This is a genomic window from Paenibacillus sp. FSL H7-0323, assembly GCF_038002725.1.
Classification (GTDB): domain Bacteria; phylum Bacillota; class Bacilli; order Paenibacillales; family Paenibacillaceae; genus Paenibacillus_AQ; species Paenibacillus_AQ odorifer.
The window spans coordinates 1,182,161-1,202,202 of the sequence record NZ_JBBODB010000001.1 but is presented as its reverse complement, the minus strand read 5'-3'; the positions used below and the strand labels follow the sequence as shown (position 1 = coordinate 1,202,202).

Below are 20,042 nucleotides of genomic sequence, written 5' to 3'. Positions count from 1 at the left end.
TCAGAGCACATTAAATAACAACCGATCCTCCTTTCAATGTGAGACACTCTCATTATAGAGAAAGAGCGGATCAAGCTATAAGATGTAATTCTACGGAAAAGATATGTGATACCAATATCGCGAAACTACCCTAAATATGGAATCTATTAACATCACGTCCATCAAATAAAGGCCTGATTTCTCAGGCCTTAGTTTTTTATGAAGATTAACTTGTGGTTTTAAGTTCTTTTTCATTAGCTGAATCTGGAGAGTTTAATAAAACCACACCTCCAACTATTAATACTATGCCTGCAAGTGTAAGCATACTAAATGGATCCCCCCATATTACAATACCAACGATGGCGGTTAGAACTGTACCTACACCTGCCCAAATCGCATAAGCTAGGCTTAAAGGTAAAACTCTGAGACTTATGGACAAACTATAAAATGCGATAATAAAACCAATAATAACACCTATAGTAGGCAATATTTGTGTGAACCCTTCTGACATTTTCAGCATAGTTGTACCTATTACTTCGCTTATAATAGCTACCCCCAGTACCCAAAAACCCTTATTCTTGTTCATAACATTTCCTCCAAGCTCTAATGAGATCCACCAGAAAGTTTCATAATGACTACTCCACCAATGATAAGAATCAGGCCGAGTAATTTCTTCAGATTGAAGTTTTCTTTATAAATGATGACTCCAATTAACGCAGTTAAAGCCGTACCTACCCCCGACCAAATAGCATAAGCCGTCCCTAGTGGAATCGTTGAAAGCGCTAAAGAAAGACAATAAAAGGCTGAACCCATGCCGAGTACGACTCCTATTGAAGGTAAAATCTTTTTAAACCCGTTAGAAACCTTAAGCATGGAGCTACCAAATACCTCGCAGATAATCGCTGTTGCCAGTAACAGATATGAATTCAACAATAGCCCCTCCTTACTCCGTCATGTTTATTAATTCTTGAATCACTTTATCTCGTAAATCCTTATCTAAAGCTCCTAATCCGAACATTTCTGAATACCATAAACCGTCCGCTGCCAGCCTGACAATTGTGGAACGTACAGGATCTATTCCATCGTTCTCTATATTGTTTTGCCATACTGAGTATTGATCTTGAAATTTCTTAAGGATATCCGGATTCGTAAAAAGAGCAGCCGAAAGCGCGGTGCTAATCTCTTGCTCTTCCTTAAGATCGTCGTCTATCGCCTGAACAAACGCTCGTCCCCACTTCCCAGTTTCTCTAGATGCATTCGCTACTCTTTCTTGAACATTACTGAAAAAATCACTTGTTAACTCTTCCACCATACTTTTTATTAAAGCTTCCTTATTCGGAAAATGGTGCAGCAGTCCACCTTTACTGACCCCCGCTTCTTTGGCAACGGCTTCAAGCGTAAGCTTCTCCACCCCATTATTTTTAACTACTATAGAAGCTGCTAATAAAATACTACTTCGTTTTGAATTACTGTTCACGATAATCACCTCTGTTATTTACTATGCCGTCTGGACGGTTTTATTGTCAAATAAAAAATCATTACCTTAGATCAAAAAAAGCCTGGTAATCCAGGCCTCCAACATTTTTAAAGCAATTCACATTAAATTTTTAATATACCAAGCATCACAAGCGAAATGCTCCGACCCCGCAAGCGGTTCATCCAAAAGCTCAAATCCATTTTTCATATAGAAACGGTTAGCTGCGTGCATGTTTTGAAGTGTCTCCAAATAACATTGGTTGTAATGAAGCTTAGCAAAGTCCAACGCTGTATTTAAAAGTTCTTTGGCTATCCCGTTACCTCTAATCGACTGAGATAAATACATTTTTTGCAACTCACATATCTTGTCATCATTCCCGAAAGGAGCAATGCCACACCCCCCTAATACTTCCCCTCCCTCTTCGACAACCCAATAAGCCCGATTCTCACTATGATTATAATCATCTGATAAATGATGCAGGCTGTCATCCTCCCAGGCTAGACCCGAGCGATTCCCGCCAAACTCAATTAGGCAGTCCCTAATGACCTTTTCAATGGAGCTATTATCTTTCATTTGTAATAGTCGGATATTCATGAGTAACGTTCTCCTATCTTTCGATTAGCTTTCTTCAGTTATTATATTGTATCAAGCTTCAGAATGGATAATTATAATGGGATTCAAACATAATATAGAGAAATTTATTTAGGAGGGGCTTCAATGAAAATGGCAGCTAAGCAGCTCTCGATTGCAGCATTAGGCGGGGTTCATGAAATTGGTAAAAATATGTATATCCTACAATACGCAGATGATATTGTTGTCATTGATTGCGGCTCTAAATTCCCAGATGAAAGTCTCTTAGGGATTGACCTAATTATTCCTGATGTTTCGTATTTATTAAATAATATTGATAAGGTACAAGCGTTGGTGGTGACTCACGGACATGAGGATCATATCGGCGGGATTCCTTACCTGCTTAAACAGTTGAATATCCCAATATATGCTTCCCGTTTAACCTTAGGATTAATCGAAAATAAACTTAGGGAACATGGAATTTTACGACAAACGAAACTCCATTGTATTAATTCAGAATCCACGTTAACCCTGGGAGCCATTACTACAACATTTTTTAATACAAATCATAGTATTCCAGATTGCCTTGGCGTAGTATTCGATACACCTGAAGGTACCGTAGTTCATACAGGAGACTTCAAATTTGACATGACGCCTGTCAACAAGCAGTATCCAGATATACATAAAATGGCCGATATTGGGAAAAACGGTGTAAAGATCTTGCTGTCAGAAAGCACTAATGCTGAGCGTCCTGGCTTCACCCCTTCTGAAAAGCTTGTTGGCGCTCACATAGAAGAAGCCTTTTTAAAAGCAGACCGTAGAATTTTTATTTCAACCTTCGCCTCAAATGTACATCGTCTACAGCAGATCATTGATGCTTCTCATTTAACTGAACGTAAATTGACCTTACTCGGCAGAAGTATGGTAAATGTAGTCAGAGTGGCCCAAGAACTCGGTTATTTGAACATTCCGGACGATATGCTGATCGAACCTGCAGAAGCTGCTAAGCTCCCTCCGGCACAGGTAACTGTTTTATGTACAGGCAGTCAAGGAGAGCCCATGGCCGCACTATCCCGCTTAGCGAACTCAAGCCATCGATTGATGGAGATCCAGGCTGGGGACACGGTGCTGCTCGCAGCCAATCCCATCCCGGGAAATGAACGGAATGTTTCAAGGATTGTCGATAATTTATATATGCTGGGTGCTAAAGTCATCTATGGTTCACGCAGTGAGCTTCACGTCTCCGGGCATGGCAGCCAAGAGGAGCTTAAGCTAATGCTGACTCTAATGAAACCTGAATACTTTATTCCGATTCATGGTGAATACCGTATGCTGCATCATCACAGCTTGTTAGCGGAGGCGGTAGGCGTCAAACCGGAAAATATCTTTATTCTAAAAAATGGAGACATCGTTGAGTCATCGTCTGGTGTTGTCCGCCAATCCGGTCGAGTGACTGCTGGGCAAATTCTAGTAGATGGCCTTGGGATCGGAGATATTGGAAATGTTGTGCTTCGCGATCGTCGCCAGCTGTCAGCAGACGGTATTCTGATTACAGTGATTACACTGAGCCAAACCGATGGACGTCTATTAAACGAGCCAGACACTATCTCCAGGGGATTCGTTTATGTCCGTAACTCCGATAATTTAATGGACGAGATCAACCAGCATGTAACATCAACCCTTAAAAAAATGAACGAAACGGATCTCGGCCAATGGAATATCATCAAGCAGACCATCAAAGAATCATTAAGTAAGTTCCTATACGAAAAAACGAAACGGCGGCCAATGATTCTTCCAATCATCATTGAGGTTTAATAAAAAGGAGTTCCCGTGGGGAGCTCCTTTTCTCTTTGTATCCAGTTGTAGAGGATAGATTTTAACTACATATTAACTAAATTGCGCCCATGTATTCATCTTGATACATTCTGTCGCCATATTCCGTTGAATATTAATAATTTGCTCCAATTGGGAAACTCGATCTTGAAGCTTTAGGTTAGTTGGATCCGTTTTTAACTGTGCGGCCAATGAAAAGTATTGAGGCACTTCCCAGATACAACGTAAAGCAGTGCCTAAACAATAACCATATCTTGCAAGGGACTCGTCCCCCTGCCATCCTGAATCTTTTAATCCCTCGATATAGTTTTGGAATAAAGACTCTTTATATTCCTCGTAGCGATGATTAGGAAAAACTCCTAAGCTCATATTTACGCCAAACATTTTGCCAAGGTCTTCACCTATCCCCGATATACTCATAAATTGCCAGTCAATTAATATTAGCCGTCCGCCGTCCGTATCACTTTGAGTTAGCAGCATATTCATTTGACTGAGGTCTTGGTGTGCAAGCACTCGCGGCAAGCTATTCAAAGAACGCAAGCTTCTGTCAATCTGGTCTGTGAAGTCTTGGAACCATGTCCAGATACTACGTTCATTATCATTGTGTAATTGATTTATATATTTTGCTGGATTAGGGGCGTAGATTTTACTCGAGGTAGTCCATGATTTAAGCCAGTTTCTGCAAATCCACTTCTCATCAGGAATTTTCTTTCCTGTCAGATAAGTTCCATTGAAACGACCTAACTGTTCAGCGATGTAATCAAACTGTTCCTTTGTGTAAGCATATTCCCCATCTATTCGTTCCATCCATAACCATACGGTACCATCTGCTTGTTCCTCAACAAGATAACACTTAGGTGCCTTGATTGAGCTAGGAAGCTCGTCGAGAATCTTGGATTCAAAGACTAGAGCTTCTCGTCGCCAGTAATTGTGATGCTTAAGATTATCTTTCTCCGCACTATCTGGCTTGATTATCTTTAATATGATTGACCATGGAAGCTGCTTATGATTAATAGATGCAAAACCGCTTAGACGAAAGATACCCGCTGTTGTAAAGTTAGGTGTTTTATAATCTAAATCTTCACATGTAAAATTGACTATCTTTGCTTCGGATTCTTCAAAAATCCGCTGAACACAGCTGTTAAGCTGATCCATTCTATTCTCTAGCACATAGACCCTCCCTGTCTCTGTTAAGATCCCATTCTATTCCGCTAAAAAAAGCCTATGAAGCGTAACAGATTCGTTATCACTCATAGGCTTGTTCATCAAAGACTTACTTATTAGAATACTTTCGTTGTCCAATCTTCGCAATTCCAGATATCGGTTACGATGTCCTGATAAAAATCGGGTTCGTGAGAAATCATAAGAATGCTTCCTTTGTATGCTTTTAGAGCGCGTTTCAGTTCATCTTTGGCATCGATATCCAAGTGGTTCGTTGGCTCATCTAATACGAGAATATTAGTTTCGCTATTAATCAGCTTACATAGACGAACTTTAGCTTTTTCCCCACCACTTAGTACAGCAATCTTACTCTCAATATGCTTCGTGGTCAATCCGCATTTAGCAAGGGCAGCACGTACTTCGAATTGTGACAGAGACGGGAATGTATCCCAGATTTCCTCAATACAAGTCTTGTAATTGCCTTCCTTCATCTCTTGCTCAAAATAGCCAATCTCCTGATGGTATCCACGTTCTACCGAACCGGACAAAGCAGAGATTTCACCTAAAATGCTGCGCAGCAAAGTTGTTTTACCAATTCCGTTTGCCCCAACCAACGCGATCTTCTGTCCACGTTCCATCAACAAATTAAGCGGTCTGGACAATGGAGAGTCGTAGCCGATAACCAATTCTTTTGCTTCGAAAATCATCTTGCCGGCAGTTTTACCTTCTTTAAAGTTAAACTGTGGTTTCGGTTTCTCCTTGGCAATCTCGATGATCTCCATCTTGTCGAGCTTCTTCTGTCTGGACATCGCCATGTTACGGGTAGCCACGCTGGCTTTGTTACGAGCTACGAAATCCTTCAGCTCTGCTATTTCTTGCTTTTGGCGATTATAGGCAGATTCAAGCTGTTGTTTTCTCATTTCGTAGACTTGTTGGAATTGCTCATAATCCCCCACATAACGGGTCAGCTTTTGATTTTCCATATGGTAGATCAGGTTGATAACACTGTTCAAGAATGGCATATCATGTGAGATCAGAATAAAAGCATTATCATACTCTTGAAGGTAACGTCTCAGCCATTCAATATGCTGCTCATCCAGATAGTTCGTAGGCTCATCTAGGAGCAAAATATCTGGTTTTTCAAGCAATAGCTTAGCAAGCAAGATTTTGGTACGTTGACCACCACTAAGATCGGCTACATCGCGATCCAATCCAATGTCAGTGATCCCTAGTCCACGCGCGGTTTCTTGTACTTTCGCATCGATCATGTAAAAGTCTTGATTTGTAAGTGTATCTTGGATGGTACCTACTTCTTCAAGCAGCTTTTCCAGCTCTTCAGGTGAAACGTCACCCATTCTGCCATACATATCGTTCATCTCTTGCTCAAGATCGAACAGGTACTGGAAAGCACTTCTGAGTACATCTTGAATCGTCATTCCTTTGGTTAACACTGCATGCTGATCGAGGTAGCCAACACGCACCCGCTTGGACCATTCGACTTTACCTTCATCAGGTTGCAGTTTGCCTGTAACAATATTCATAAAAGTGGATTTTCCTTCGCCGTTAGCGCCGAATAATCCGATATGCTCGCCTTTTAGGAGACGGAATGAAACATCCTTAAAGATCGCACGATCTCCAAAGCCATGACTTAATCCTTCAACATTTAATATGCTCATTTATGGACACCTTTTTCTTATTTTTCTCGCTATATTATAAGCAGGATTAGCTAAAAACTCAATGGAGAAGCAAAAAAATATCATTTTATGGGCTAATCCGCGAGCAATTTTAGTTTTGTGGACCGTCACTTGCCGAGAATGGGATTACGCTGGCGATTGCTCGTCATCTTTTATATGATAGTATGCATAGATACACATTGGAGTTGACTTGAGAACTAAGGAGAATTAGAAATGAATAAACTTGTATTTTTTCTTGGTCCAGCTGGAGCAGGCAAAACAACGTTAGCTAAAGCGATTGCTTCGCATCGCAAAATACCTTTTTTCGATATGGATATTCTACTACGGCCTGCTGCTGACGCGATAATGACTTTACACGGACTGGATCCGGCAGATAGAGACTCAGCTGAGTACAAAAGGTTATGCCGCGATTTAGGTTATCGAATCACTATGGATGCTGCGCTGGATAATATAGGCTTGGACGTCGATGCTTTTGTAGTTGGTCCCTTTACCAAAGAGGCGGCCAATCCTGACTGGATCAGCCATGAGTTAGCTCGGATCGGGCGTTCCCTTCATGATGTTGAGGTCAAGGTTGTCTTGGTAGGGTTAGCCAACGAGGAATTGTACCGGGAACGAATCCAAGGCAGACAATCACCACTAGATGAATGGAAGTTCCAGCATTGGAATGAATTCCGCACTTCTCTTGGCAACCGTACGGTAGAATGGCCGCTCCCGGCTGAAAATATTGCGTTGATCGACAATTCTAACCCGGATATTACTGCTACTGTTGCGGCAGTAGAACGATTTATTTACGGCTAAACTTTCGGAGTCAGATGACGTTTTTTCCACTTTTATCAGCTTTTGCGCATAGTTTCGGACCCAGATGACCTTATTTCCACATTTATCACCTTTTGTGCAGAGTTTCGGACCCCAGTGCAGCTATTCGTTAGAAAAGTGCGCTTGGGGTGTGTTTTTCGTGCCAATAGAGACGATGCGGTCCGTTAGGATTGCAAAAGTGCGATAATGCTGCGTTTAGGGTCAGCTGAGTCCGATAGCTGCTGCGTCACCCGTAAAATAATGAGAGCAAACGATGTTTGAGGCTTGGACAAAGAGCCTTGGCTAAACTTTCGGACCCAGATGACGTTATTCCCACATTTATCAGCTTTTGTGCAGAGTTTCGGACCCCAGTGCAGCTATTCGTTAGAAAAGTGCGCTTGGGGGATGGTTTTCGTGCAAATAGCGACGATGCGGTCCGATAGGATTGCAAAAGTGCGATAATGCTGCGCTTAGGGTCAGATGAGTCCGATAGCAGCAGCGTTCGCGTCAAATAATGAGAGCAAACGATGTTTGAGGCTTTGACGAAGAGTTTTGGTTAGACTATCGGACCCAGATGACGTTATTTCCACTTTTATCAGCTTTTGTGCAGAGTTTCGGACCCCAGTGCAGCTATTCGTTAGAAAAGTGCGCTTGGGGGATGGTTTTCGTGCCAATAGCGACGATACGGTCCGATAGAATTGCAAAAGTGCGATAATGCTGCGTTTAGGGTCAGCTGAATCCGATAGCAGCAGCGTTCGCGTCAAATAATGAGAGCAAACGATGTTTGAGGCTTGGACAAAAAGCCTTGGCTAAACTTTCGGACTCAGATGACGTTATTTCCGCTTTTATCACCTTTTGTGCAGAGTTTCGGACCGCAGATGACGTTATTCCCACAATTCTTTTATTGAATATACTTCTGACTGACCAAATCATCAGCAAGCACCGCGGTTGGTATCACAAATTCAACGGAGCCCATATAACCCGGTGCGACATCGTATTTGTTAAACACAATCACAAGCTTACCTTCGGTGTTGATATAAAAGCTCTGATCCTTCGTAATGGAGGTAAACTGATCCGTTGGTACATCATCGCCATACTCAGGGATCCAGTAAACTTTCTCAGAGTCTGCTTTCATTTGAGCAATCATCTGTTCTTTAATATTTTCGCTGATGCGTTCAATGTATTGATCATCTTTAAATAGCATTGGCAATGTAATAAGGATCTGGTTCACTTTGTCTATCGTATCAAAAGTAACTTCCATTGAAGATGAACCAGCGGTTTCCTCAACATATCTGCCAATGGAGAAAATGCGCTCATTATCCGTTTTCACTTCATAACCTACGTCCAGCCCCAAATGGCCCCCACCTTGTTCCTTCAACGCTTCGATCTCCGCTTGGAACTTTTCGTATAGTGCTTTATTCTCACTTAAATATTTGCTGTTCAATCCAAGCTCCAGTTCTTTATTTTCCATATCCGTAACGGCTGGAACCTTGATATTTGCATCGTAGTTCTCTTCTTCTACAACGTATTCTTTAATAGTCAGCACTTTTATTATCCGATCTACGCCTGGAATGGAAGATAATGCACTAGCTACGGTTGTACTGGTGTTTATGGCTACTAGAAAAATAACTGCGGCCGCACCAACACTAGCCACCCACTTAGTTGTCGTGTGTTTTTTTCTATTGGCTTTAAGTGACTGCTTTATAGAGCGGTTTACAATCAAATCAAGTTCTTCCGGAATGGGAATATCGGTATACTCTTTATGTAATTCTTGTATTCTTTCGTCCATCTTACTTTATCTCCTTTAAGGCTTCATCATTCAGCTTCACTCGCAATAACTGAAGGGCCTGATACAGCCTTGTCTTTATTGTATTGGTGTTCTCGTTAAGAACTTCAGCCACTTCATTAATCTTCATATCCTCAAAATATCTAAGCACAATCACACTTCGGTATTTCGCCGGCAGCTCTTCCAGTGTTCTTTTCAAATCCATATCTGTATAGCTATCCTCAACAGCCGGACTATAGGTTTCTATTATCTCTGGCTCCATCGTCTGAACCTTCTTGTTTCTGCGCAAAAAGTCTAAGGAAGTATTCACGACAATCCTGTAAAACCAGCTTTTCACGGCATCGTGATCCTTTAGCAAATCCATTCGTGTCATCGCTTTATAAATAGAATCCTGCACAATGTCGAGGGCATCCTCTTTGTTTTTCACATAACTGTAAGCAAGCCGGTATACATTTTCTTTGTTTTCTTTGATACATCGCGTCAATATTTTCTCGGTTTTCCTATTCAACATGGTCGATTATCCTTCTCTGTTTGTGATCTGGTGTTGTAACAGGAGTAAGACGTTTGGTGAGTATAAAAAAGTTTGGAGATTCCAAATAAATTATTTATTTTCTTTTTCCAAAGCTTTAATTAGAATTGATGCATAATACTTGGCACCCTCACGTTTCAAATGAATACCATCTTTGTAGAAGTAGTCGTCTTTTCCTTCACTAGCTGAGTACCAGTCTACTATGGTCGTATTCCTGAATTCACTGGAAACTTTTGAAAGGGTGGAATTCACAGTCTGCTCCCACTTTCTCGGCACACGTGTATTGACCAAAATAATCTGCTCCGCATCGCTTAACGAGTTTAGTAGTTTACGTAATTGCTTGGAGTTAAAAGCTCCATTCGTTCCCAGCTCTATGATCATCCGCTCCCCTAACCGTCCTTGTGCTCTAAGCTGATCAATTACCTCCTGTGCCTGCATCATCTGTCTGCCGACCTTTCCATCGATGACAATACCAGGGAGACTTTCTACCAAAAATGGTGCTGCATCCAAAATGACAGAATCGCCAATGGCCGTAATATTCTTTCCAGTTTGATTTTTCCCGGTTACCGCTATGTTTCCTTCTGGTTCAACTTGTTGCTCTTCAGTGTCAGGTTTTTGCTTTTCAACATCAGTCGTATCTTTTTCTACGGGTGGTGCCAATGAGTTGTGATCTATTGGATCTTGCGCTATTCCCTCTTGCTGTACATTCTGCTTCTCTTGCTGTACATTCTGCTTATCTGCAACTTCGATTGGAAGTGTGTCAGATTCAGCGTTGGATAAATATCCATTGCAGGCAATCGGAATAAGAATCAAAAAGATCATGGTCATAAGAAAGACCGGGCGGTAGCTGCGGCGTTGTTTTGCACTCCAATTGTTCCAAATGTTTCTTAATGATCCCCGCCGGAGCGGCTCCTCGACATATTTGTATGATAAGGCTGCCAGTAGAAAACTTCCTGCTAACTGAAGGATAATTCGAAGCACGCAGCTCTCATCTGGATTCCCATTAGGGCTGGTAAGAATTATTACGGGATAATGCCAAAGGTATAAGCTATATGAACGTACACCTATCCATCGCAAGGGTTTACAGCCCATTTTCCGTCCAAGAGAGCTGGCAGGATGAGCAAGCACGGCAATCACTACTGCAGTAATGATAGAGATGATCAAAAATCCACCCCGATATAGTGATTCATCAAACTCGTTAACCCGGTAAACTAGCACCATTAATACCAGCAGTCCCAGAGCACCAATGATATCAAACATATAACGAGATCTTTCTGTGACTGTATTTTTAAGTTTCTGACTAGGCCATGCAACAGCAAGCGCCGCTCCAATTAGAAGTGCAAATATGCGAGTATCTGTTCCATAATAGACCCTGCTTGGATCTGTGCCCGGTACATAGAACATAGCCATGGCTAAAGCTGAGACAGCAGCACAAGCCAGAATCCAGGCAATAAGTTTACCTCGACGAGGTATGATCTTTAGTCCTAATACGAGCAGCAGCGGCCATAGAATATAAAACTGTTCTTCAATAGAAAGTGACCATAAATGTCCGATCGGAGAAGGAGGTCCAAAACTTTCGAAGTACGAAACATCATGAAATATTAACCACCAGTTATTAACGTAAAATAGTGATGACATGAAATCTCCTGTCAGCCCATTTAATCTCGTGGGATCTATGATTAAGAGCCATATGGTGACAACGATCAGCATGACTATCGTCGCCGGCAGCAACCTCCGTGCTCTACGTATCCAAAAGTCCAGAAGGTCCAATCTTCGATGACGCTCCCATTGGTTAATGATTTGGTCTGTGATGAGATAACCCGAGATCACAAAAAAGATTCCCACTCCCAGCAGTCCACCCCCAGCCCATTTCAAATTCAAATGATAGGCTATGACAGCGAGTACGGAAAAAGCTCTTAGTCCATCAATACCAGGCATATAACGCTTGTTGTCATTCATTCTGTTTCAGTCCTTACCCTTAATTTGTTGTTCATAGGCAGGACGCAGGAGCAGCTCAAAAAGTTCTTTAAACTGGCTAATCTGTTATCAAAAGTAAAAAAAACACCCGCGCAAGAATTACCCTGCGGGATGTTTTTAATAAATCAAACTACTTTCACAAACTTCTAAATGGTTATTTCTGAACTTCAACCTGAAGAATTTCTGATACGAATTGAACAGGTACATAGGTTTTGTTATCTTGCAGAACAGGTGCGGCACCTAAAGCTTTAGGAGTCATTTTTGCGAAGAAGTATGAATCTTTGTTAAGCGTAACACTTGTCCACTGTGCTCCTTTCATCAACTCAGCGGTTTTGGTAGACTGATTCCATTTCAATTCATAGTTTAGTTGACTGGCCACATCACGAAGCGATACCATGAGCACGCCTTTCTTATTCGTGAAAGTAGCTACTTTTTTCAAATCAAGCTTAGTTGTATCCGTTGAACTATGATTTAAGCTGAACCGAAACTCTGGTGAACCTACATAACCTGGCGCAATGCTGTATTTAGGGAATACGATTACTAAGTTACCTTTATCGATATAGAACGACTGCTCAGTTGAAGTTCCTGTGTACTCTTCTAAGAAATATTTATCTGAATCCTTTTTAATCGCTGCCAGAATGTCTGCATCGAGCTTCTCTTTGTAGTTAGCGCCCAGTAGATCCGTTAGCGCAACAGGTTCTGCCTCAGCTATATTTTTCACATTATAAGTATCGATCCGCGGCATGCTTGTTCCACCTTCAGAACCTTCAGTAGTAACAGTCAAGGAGATAACGCCTGCTGGAGAACCTGTTCCATCTGATTTCAGATCATAAGTAATATAAAGAGTATAAGGATGAAATTCCATTTGATCAGCCTGTGCTTTTTTGCCCATTTCTGCGGCGTCTTTCTCCCACTGTGCCAGATCCTTTTCAGCATGAGAGAGGATAATATCGTTCAGTTCATCTTGATAATGAGTATCCAGCATTCCTGTTAGCTGTGGTACTTTTAAATCTGCAATCAGGTATTTACTTGTTGTGTTAAGTACTTTTTCTTGCACTTTTATGCCAGCAAGGACTGGTGCTTTCGACGGTAAAGCCGCAGAAACATTAGCTGTTACTTGTGTGGAAACCATAGCATGAACCGGTAAAGAAGCTGCACTCACTCCCATAATGGCTACACATCCAACTGCACTCATTTTAAATAGATTTTTTGTTCTTTTGTTCATATCTCGTCATCCTCCATCTCTATTTATAAGTGCCTTCCGATGACACTCATTAGCTAGGACGCAGGAGGACCTCTAAAAAGTTTGCTGGTTTTCTAATTTAAATATAATTTCCTCAACTTCTGTACCCCGTAACTCTACGTAAAAAGGCTGCACCTCATCATTTAGACAATACTCCAGCCGCAGTCTGAGGTTTTTCCATGTGACCATTTCCAATGCTTGTTCTATCGAGAAAAACCCAACTTCTAAGCTCTCGGAACTAGTAGCAGGTTCGCCGCCGATGGCTTTCCCTAGAAATAGGTTAGTACAAATAGATCGATCAACATTTTGAAAAACTCCGCAGAACTTATTAATCTCTATATCAATGCCCGATTCTTCTTTGGCTTCCCTGATTGCTGCTTCTATAAGGGACTCCTCCTCTTCAACCTGTCCGCCTGGCATCTCCCATCCTCTACGTGGACCTTTTATTAATAAGATTTCTTCTTGATCATTGAATACAACTGTAGCTGCTGAAAGAATATGTTTGGGGGGATTCATATCCATTGTTACCTCGCTCTAAATTTATTCTAAGCCTTAATTTATTCTGAATACAGGTCCTTTGGGTGAGAAAGGTAAGTCATTTCCCTTGGGCAAAATATAAGCATGGTCTCTTTTAAGGGTCAGCTTGTCACAATAACCATCTGTAATAATTAGAAGTGGTCCTTTTTTCGGAAAATCCTCAGCTTGTTGAATCAAATCAATAGCTGGTTGTAAGATCGTTCCCCCTCTTCCCTTCACTTGTACCCGATCCGCGATAGCCTCCGGGGGCATGTAACCTGCATCATAAGGACAAGCATCACAAAAGATAATCCGTGCAAAAGGAACATCACGAGCCTGCGCATAACTTGAAATGGCTCCTAATGCTTTGGCCAGAAGCTTTTTATCCATTGAGCCTGAGGTATCTAAAATAACTCCAAAAGTACGGCCATCATCTGCAGCACCGCTATGAACCCACTGTGGTCGAGGGATATCAGGTGTAGAAGATTGACGTCTGCTAATTCGTGAATAAGATCTGGTCTTCTCAAGCGGTGAGAAATAATGATCAAACCAACGAGCAAGCTCTACATCCCATTTAATAGGTGGCTGGCCCAGCGCTCTAATCTCTTCAACTAGGCCTGATGGCAAAAGACCGCGACTATGCTCTTCATGATACATAAGTCCTTGTTGCATAGCATTTTTACAGAAATCATCTAGTGTCTGTCCTTCTCTCGCATCCCAAAAACTTGATGAACCGTTATCTAAAATGTCACCAAGTCCATTCCCTCTCAAGGTTGCCAGTTTCTTATAAGTGCGGATATCTCCGACCATACGATCATAAATCGTTTCAGCAGATAAACCTTTAAGCTCAGGATCTAATAAGAGTCCAATTCGCGGATACTCCCCTACACTCATTTCTACTAGCCATAGATTTATTACGTAGTCACAAGCCACATTCCAAAGATAATGATCCCGGCCAAGACATCGCTCGTGATGCTGAAGCCCCGCGTGCAGAAGCTCATGCGCCATCACGAAAATACACTCCTCATCGTTTAGTCCGGCTGCAGGGTTCATAAATATTTTGCGCTCAATAACGTCAATGGCAGCTATGGAAATATCAAATCGCCGACATATCGCTGGATCTTCTATAATCTCAAAGCCGGCGGCAAGCGCACCTAATAAAGGATATCTGTCCATAAACCATCGTTTTGCACGTTGTGGAGCGGTTAATGAAAGTGCAGAGTCACTAATAGTATTAGCATGGCCTCCAGCAACACTTACTGCATTCGTCACAGCATTAGATAACCCATAAGCAAAATAGGCTTCCCAATCCGGTGCTTTTCCCCAGTATCTTTTGGTGGTTTCTCTAACATTCATATCCAGTTTTGAAACACCCGCAGTCCCAAAATATCTGGAGGTGTCCGGAATTCCTTTTATCATAAACTGCTCGTAAAGCTGTTGTTCATCTTTAATTGTAAGATCAATTCGCGACTCCATATCTGCGGGTACTTTCCCAAGCTTCAAGTCATTTAAAAACTTTGCTATGTACACATCACATGCAACGTTCCACGCCACTTGATTCTCTTTAATCTTTAAATGTCCAAGACCTAAATGAAGAAAACAATGTGCCAAAACGTACATCCATTCAGCAACCTCGCCACGCCGTTTAGGATGAGTGTAAATATAACCGTTATTAGTGACAATTGCCCAGCCGTCTTCAGGATAGGGACTATTTTCATTATGAATAATCGAAGCTCGAACAGATAACGGCGCAAAAATAGGATGATCCGCGATTAACGAACATGCTTCATTAAAATTTTTCAAAGCGGGATTATCTGGAGTTGTTTTTTTAGCCATATTTACCCCCGCTCTTTTATTGCAAGACGTGGTAAATCACGTACAATTTCAACCATTAACCAATCTGGAATATTATCACTTTGCTCCTGCTTAGCAACTACTAGCTGTGCAATTTCAAAGCTAATGACGGACAAGTCTTTAATCAGCTTTTTAACAGTGTGTGCAAATTGGCGATGTCCATCTCGTACGTTATCTTTAATCGGAGGGAGTTCTTTGATAATCTGGGCACGCAAGGATTGCGCCAGGAAATACAGGAGATCCCGATCTTCTGGAGCCGTTGGAAATGAGGATTTACCATCTATAATTTGATTAAGTTCATATTTTCCAGTTAGATTTTTATAAAAAGCCCTGAATTGTGTGGCGTGAGCAGGTGTCAGTGAACCATTCGCTAAAATCCCCACGGTATCCGCATTTATATCATCGCCAAACTCATGTAGTGCATCACTAAGCATATGCCAAGAGCGTGGCGTGGAGAAAGGCTCTTCAGTCTTTGGAGGTGCACTCCACAAATGATCGGGACGCAATTCCAGATATTCAATAACCATAGGATGAATGTTATGCTCATATGCCCAAGAGATCCAATTTTGAAACGATACATTTAACTGTATATGGAACATCCGATTGATAAGCGCGGAGGACATAGGTTTAACAATTGCACTATCTTGTGCACGGTTACCAGCTCCTATTACTATAGAGCCCTCAGGTAGGTGATAATCGCCTATGCGGCGTTCGTGGATGAGACTATAAAAAGCTTTTTGCACTTCTTGAGAACAGGCATTAAGCTCGTCCAGGAACAAACAATAAGGTTCATCCCGAGCAATCATTTTTGGAGGACAGAATTGGCTCTTACCGTTAACGATTTGCGGGACTCCAATGATGTCTTCAGGTGCTAATTGAGAACCTAATAGAGACACACAAGGAAGACCCACCTGATCAGCAAAAGCTTCTACTAGCGAAGATTTCCCAATACCAGGCGCCCCCCAGATAAAAACAGGGCGAATCACAGAAACGTTTAGAAGTACTTGCATAAGTTGAATAGGTGTTACAGGCGTTGCTAGATTCAAATAAATGCTCCTTTTTTAATGAAATGATAATAACGATAACTATACACAGTATAACAAATAATTCATTAGCTCAGGAACGAACTTCAACAACAGATGAATAACCCCACATCCTAAGTCGAGGGTTACTATTTATATCAGGGGAGGTTGTTGCGCAGATTTTAATAATTTCCCACCGTCATAATGTTTCCCATATTTTTTCACTATTTCTTTAATTTCATTATCTTCAGGAATTGAGTTTGAGATTTTCCATGTTAAAAAGTAAGCCTGTACTTTCCCGCCATAAAAAACCCATGAAAAAAATCTCATAGCAAATTTATGTGCACCTTTTTTCCTGAAATTATTCATGGAGCTTCCTTTTTTCCACACCGTTATAGTCTGCCCGACACCTCCCTGAAGTTGTCCAGAGAGCTCGGCATATAGGAGATTTTCATTTTTCTGAAGTTGTTTCTTAACGAAATTATTAATAGTTCCATTAATCATAATTCTGAATATATTGAAATTTTCTCCTCGTGTTACTGAGATAATCGCCGTTTGGGGTAACTCTACATCTCTATCGCCTAAAGTGAACTTTGCACCGTACTTATTGTTTGGATCTTGATGCTTAACCCATTCTCTCAATATAAACTCCCCCGATCCTTTCCCTATATATATTATCAACCCACTCTATTTCATTCGAAAAAACAAACCTTTTCTTGACGAGATATAAAAAAGGATGATATATTGTTTCACGCTTTAATAATTAAGTAGTTAATCATTTAGTTGTTATCTAAAATTTAATGGAATTACTTATTCCGCCCTATTTCATAACTTTAGGAGGCGTGATTTGGCTAATAATGAAGATTTTCTTCAGATTTCTACTATGTTCAAATCCTTTTTAAAAGGAATCTCTCAAGATTGGAACAAACAAGACTACCCCCTAAATATTACACAGTTCAAAACCCTCAGGACTTTATCTAAGAACGGTCCACAAAACGTATCACAGATTGCTGCAGCTCTTGGTATTACCTCAGCAGCAATTACAGGCGTAACAGACCAATTAATCGCTGAAGATTACGTAAATAAGGAACGCGCCAAGGATGATCGAAGAGTGGTACACATCACCATTACGCAGAAAGGAGCAGCAACGATTAAAGAGGTGCAGGAACGCCATCAAGAACTTATGGAATCTTACTTTAAGATACTGCCCGATGAAGATATTGAGCATTTAAGAAGAATTTTCGCAGTAATAATTTCTGATTTAGACAAGAGATAAAATTTAAAAAGTGGCGGGGAAACAATCGAATGGAACATTTATCCAGCAAACGAAAACTTAGTATTATGATAGCTATTATGGCTGCAATGCTGTTCGCAGCGATTAATCAGACAATTACAAGTACTGCTATGCCGCGTATAATCGCAATTCTTGATGGCATGGATTACTATACTTGGACTATTAACATTTATTTATTAACATCAACAATAGCAACCGTTCTTGTCGGTAAGTTATCTGATATGTTCGGACGTAAACCCTTTCTATTAGCAGGTATTCTATTATTTATGGTTGGGGCTTTTCTGACAGGAACATCTTCCGATGTTTATCAATTTATCATTTATCGTGGGATTCAAGGGGTAGGTGCAGGTATTATTCAATCCACCGCATTTACTGCCGTAGGTGACTTATTCCCTCCGCGTGAACGTGGTAAATGGATGGGGTTGATGATGGCCGTATTCGGTTTCTCCAGTGTGCTTGGACCAACGCTTGGAGGCTTTTTGATTGACAATATGGATTGGCATTGGCTGTTCTGGATCTTCCTACCGCTTGGTGTAGTGGCCTTCGTGATGATTCTTACCTTATTTCCTAAAGGCAAACGCGGAGAGTCAACCAGCATCGACTATTTAGGTTCCTTGTTAATGACAACTACCATCGTTCCTCTACTGCTTGCCTTCACCTGGGCAGGTACAGAATATGATTGGGGTTCTTCGCAAATTCTCGGCCTGTTGGCGGGAACAGTCGTTTCGGCACTTCTCTTTATTTTTGTCGAATCCAAAGCTAAAAATCCAATACTCCCGCTTCATCTATTTAAGAATAGTGTAGTTACCATATCTAATATTATTGGTTTTATTATGAACTTCGGTATGATGGGAGCTATGATCTATCTTTCCTTCTTCGTACAAGGTGTTCTGGGGATCTCCGCGACATATGCAGGGTATGTTACTATGCCAATGTCGATCGTTATGGTTGTAGCCAGTGCCCTTACCGGTCAAAAGATGGCGAAAAAAGGGAAGTATAAACGTTACGCATTAATTGGAATACCCATTATGATTGCCGGTATGACAATTATGGTATTTATGAATAATGTACCGATGGCTGTCCTAAGTATGATTGTGTTTGGTCTTGGGTTAGGATTGGGGATGCCAGTATTCTCACTAGCTACTCAAAATGCGGTTTCACACACCGAACTGGGTGTAGTAACGGCCTCCTCACAATTATTCCGTAATTTAGGCGGTACGATCGGTATCGCAGTCATGGGTACCGTTATGTCCAATAGTCTTACTAAAAACTTGAAGGAAGCTCTGCAATCGTCATCAGCACCGGATTTCACACAGATAGATCCAAAACTTGCTGAGCAAATGCTCTCCTTCGCTAATCCACAGGCATTAATGAACAAACCATTGCTTGAACAGACTCAAGCTAGTCTGCCAGCCGATGTACAGCCTGTCTTCTTACAAATGATTGAGGGTATCCGTGATGCTTTAGGACAGACATTGTCATCCGTGTTCTTAACCGGAACCATTGTGCTTGTTGTAGCTTTCGTGCTTGTCTTCTTCCTGAAGGAGCTTCCACTTCGTACTTCTAACCAAATGCCAGTTCCTGAAGAAGCTGAACAGGACCTGTCAAACATGAAATCTTCAAAACTTGCAGTGGATAAAGCCTAACCGCAAATTATTTTGAAGCTGACTATAAAACAACAAAAACTGCAACGTACTCATGCGTAACTGAGTAAGTTGCAGTTTTTGTGTTGATCTATTATTTTACAGGTGAAAGCTCATCTTCTGTTACCCACTTATGATTTTTCACTTCATCTCCACCCGTAGTAGGTTTGTAATTAATCATATAGACAGTGGTTTTTTCTGCTGAGTTAATCTGAGCCGTTGCACCCTTCATATCCTTCATATGATCAGCTTCCATAATAACCTCTGAGCCTGGTTGATAGGATATATCATCTGCTTCTTTTATTTCTTCATGAATAATCCACTTATGATTTGTGACCGGTTGACCTCCTGTAGTAGGTCTATAGGAAACATTATATGCTGTCGTCTCATAAGCTCCCACAATTGTCGCAATGGCTCCCTTCATCCCTTCCATATGGTCAGTTTGGATCACAGCTTCACTTCCTACTTTGTAAGTAGGATTCTCCGCTACCCTCAGATCTTTTGGAACTTCACCTGAACTTGAATGTGAGTTATGTTCCATTTGTGTATCGTTAGAAGACATCTGATTGCCATAGCTATTGTCATTACTACAAGCACTTAAGCTGAAAGCAGCTGCGACGACTAGTAGAAATAATTGCTTTTTCATATAAAAGACCTCCGAAATTTTAT

General features: G+C 41.2%; 19 protein-coding genes. 4 read left to right on the top strand and 15 right to left on the bottom strand.

From position 1 onward, the window contains the following. Positions 1 to 205 precede the first annotated feature (205 nt). From MHH89_RS05745 to MHH89_RS05730, 4 genes are all read right to left on the bottom strand, one after another. On the bottom strand, positions 206 to 565 hold the full coding sequence (locus MHH89_RS05745; protein WP_076217536.1) for a DMT family transporter: 360 nt from the start codon (positions 563 to 565) through the stop codon (positions 206 to 208). Positions 566 to 582: 17 nt separating this feature from the next. Next, positions 583 to 909, bottom strand: coding sequence for a DMT family transporter (locus MHH89_RS05740; RefSeq protein WP_076125773.1), 327 nt, complete (start codon positions 907 to 909; stop codon positions 583 to 585). A 13-nt stretch (positions 910 to 922) separates the two neighbouring features. Continuing rightward, a complete protein-coding gene (locus MHH89_RS05735; protein ID WP_076125775.1) occupies positions 923 to 1,456 on the bottom strand; it encodes a TetR/AcrR family transcriptional regulator in 534 nt (177 codons plus the stop codon). Between the two features lie 117 nt (positions 1,457 to 1,573). Then, positions 1,574 to 2,050 (bottom strand): GNAT family N-acetyltransferase, encoded by a 477-nt coding sequence (locus MHH89_RS05730; RefSeq protein WP_076184542.1) that lies wholly within the window; start codon positions 2,048 to 2,050, stop codon positions 1,574 to 1,576. Between the two features lie 123 nt (positions 2,051 to 2,173). Between MHH89_RS05730 and MHH89_RS05725 the strand changes: the two genes are divergently transcribed. Further along, on the top strand, positions 2,174 to 3,841 hold the full coding sequence (locus tag MHH89_RS05725; RefSeq protein ID WP_254847604.1) for a ribonuclease J: 1,668 nt from the start codon (positions 2,174 to 2,176) through the stop codon (positions 3,839 to 3,841). Positions 3,842 to 3,913: 72 nt separating this feature from the next. On the opposite strand, the gene MHH89_RS05720 is transcribed toward MHH89_RS05725, so the two are convergent. Both MHH89_RS05720 and MHH89_RS05715 read right to left on the bottom strand, forming a co-directional pair. Next, on the bottom strand, positions 3,914 to 5,029 hold the full coding sequence (locus tag MHH89_RS05720; RefSeq protein ID WP_076280676.1) for a phosphotransferase: 1,116 nt from the start codon (positions 5,027 to 5,029) through the stop codon (positions 3,914 to 3,916). 110 nt (positions 5,030 to 5,139) lie between these two features. After that, entirely contained in the window at positions 5,140 to 6,696 is a 1,557-nt protein-coding gene (locus tag MHH89_RS05715) for an ABC-F family ATP-binding cassette domain-containing protein (protein ID WP_036677991.1), read from the bottom strand. A 231-nt stretch (positions 6,697 to 6,927) separates the two neighbouring features. Between MHH89_RS05715 and MHH89_RS05710 the strand changes: the two genes are divergently transcribed. Beyond that, positions 6,928 to 7,512: an AAA family ATPase gene (locus MHH89_RS05710; protein WP_076217534.1), complete on the top strand. Its 585-nt coding sequence runs from the start codon at positions 6,928 to 6,930 to the stop codon at positions 7,510 to 7,512. Between the two features lie 898 nt (positions 7,513 to 8,410). On the opposite strand, the gene MHH89_RS05705 is transcribed toward MHH89_RS05710, so the two are convergent. The 8 genes from MHH89_RS05705 to MHH89_RS05670 form a co-directional block, all read right to left on the bottom strand. Then, positions 8,411 to 9,298, bottom strand: a complete 888-nt coding sequence (locus tag MHH89_RS05705) for a DUF3298 and DUF4163 domain-containing protein (protein ID WP_076134938.1) — start codon at positions 9,296 to 9,298, stop codon at positions 8,411 to 8,413. 1 nt (position 9,299) lies between these two features. Continuing rightward, complete coding sequence (locus MHH89_RS05700; protein ID WP_076125785.1) at positions 9,300 to 9,806, bottom strand: RNA polymerase sigma factor; 507 nt, start codon at positions 9,804 to 9,806, stop codon at positions 9,300 to 9,302. 90 nt (positions 9,807 to 9,896) lie between these two features. Continuing rightward, entirely contained in the window at positions 9,897 to 11,783 is a 1,887-nt protein-coding gene (locus tag MHH89_RS05695) for an acyltransferase family protein (protein ID WP_076280678.1), read from the bottom strand. 172 nt (positions 11,784 to 11,955) lie between these two features. After that, complete coding sequence (locus tag MHH89_RS05690) at positions 11,956 to 13,026, bottom strand: stalk domain-containing protein (RefSeq protein WP_076280679.1); 1,071 nt, start codon at positions 13,024 to 13,026, stop codon at positions 11,956 to 11,958. Positions 13,027 to 13,098: 72 nt separating this feature from the next. Then, entirely contained in the window at positions 13,099 to 13,560 is a 462-nt protein-coding gene (locus MHH89_RS05685; RefSeq protein WP_076125878.1) for an NUDIX hydrolase, read from the bottom strand. Positions 13,561 to 13,596: 36 nt separating this feature from the next. After that, complete coding sequence (locus tag MHH89_RS05680; RefSeq protein WP_076280376.1) at positions 13,597 to 15,396, bottom strand: vWA domain-containing protein; 1,800 nt, start codon at positions 15,394 to 15,396, stop codon at positions 13,597 to 13,599. 2 nt (positions 15,397 to 15,398) lie between these two features. Beyond that, on the bottom strand, positions 15,399 to 16,460 hold the full coding sequence (locus MHH89_RS05675) for an AAA family ATPase (RefSeq protein WP_076190418.1): 1,062 nt from the start codon (positions 16,458 to 16,460) through the stop codon (positions 15,399 to 15,401). A 129-nt stretch (positions 16,461 to 16,589) separates the two neighbouring features. Continuing rightward, positions 16,590 to 17,078: a hypothetical protein gene (locus MHH89_RS05670; protein WP_076184536.1), complete on the bottom strand. Its 489-nt coding sequence runs from the start codon at positions 17,076 to 17,078 to the stop codon at positions 16,590 to 16,592. 205 nt (positions 17,079 to 17,283) lie between these two features. On the opposite strand from MHH89_RS05670, the gene MHH89_RS05665 reads away from it, so the two are divergent. Then, the gene (locus MHH89_RS05665; RefSeq protein WP_340012582.1) at positions 17,284 to 17,712 is read left to right on the top strand and encodes a MarR family winged helix-turn-helix transcriptional regulator; all 429 of its coding nucleotides are present in this window, start codon (positions 17,284 to 17,286) and stop codon (positions 17,710 to 17,712) included. A gap of 29 nt (positions 17,713 to 17,741) precedes the next feature. Beyond that, complete coding sequence (locus tag MHH89_RS05660) at positions 17,742 to 19,376, top strand: MDR family MFS transporter (protein WP_076276465.1); 1,635 nt, start codon at positions 17,742 to 17,744, stop codon at positions 19,374 to 19,376. 91 nt (positions 19,377 to 19,467) lie between these two features. Here MHH89_RS05660 and MHH89_RS05655 read toward each other — a convergent pair whose 3' ends face one another. After that, positions 19,468 to 20,019: a YdhK family protein gene (locus MHH89_RS05655; RefSeq protein WP_076308528.1), complete on the bottom strand. Its 552-nt coding sequence runs from the start codon at positions 20,017 to 20,019 to the stop codon at positions 19,468 to 19,470. Positions 20,020 to 20,042: the final 23 nt, after the last annotated feature.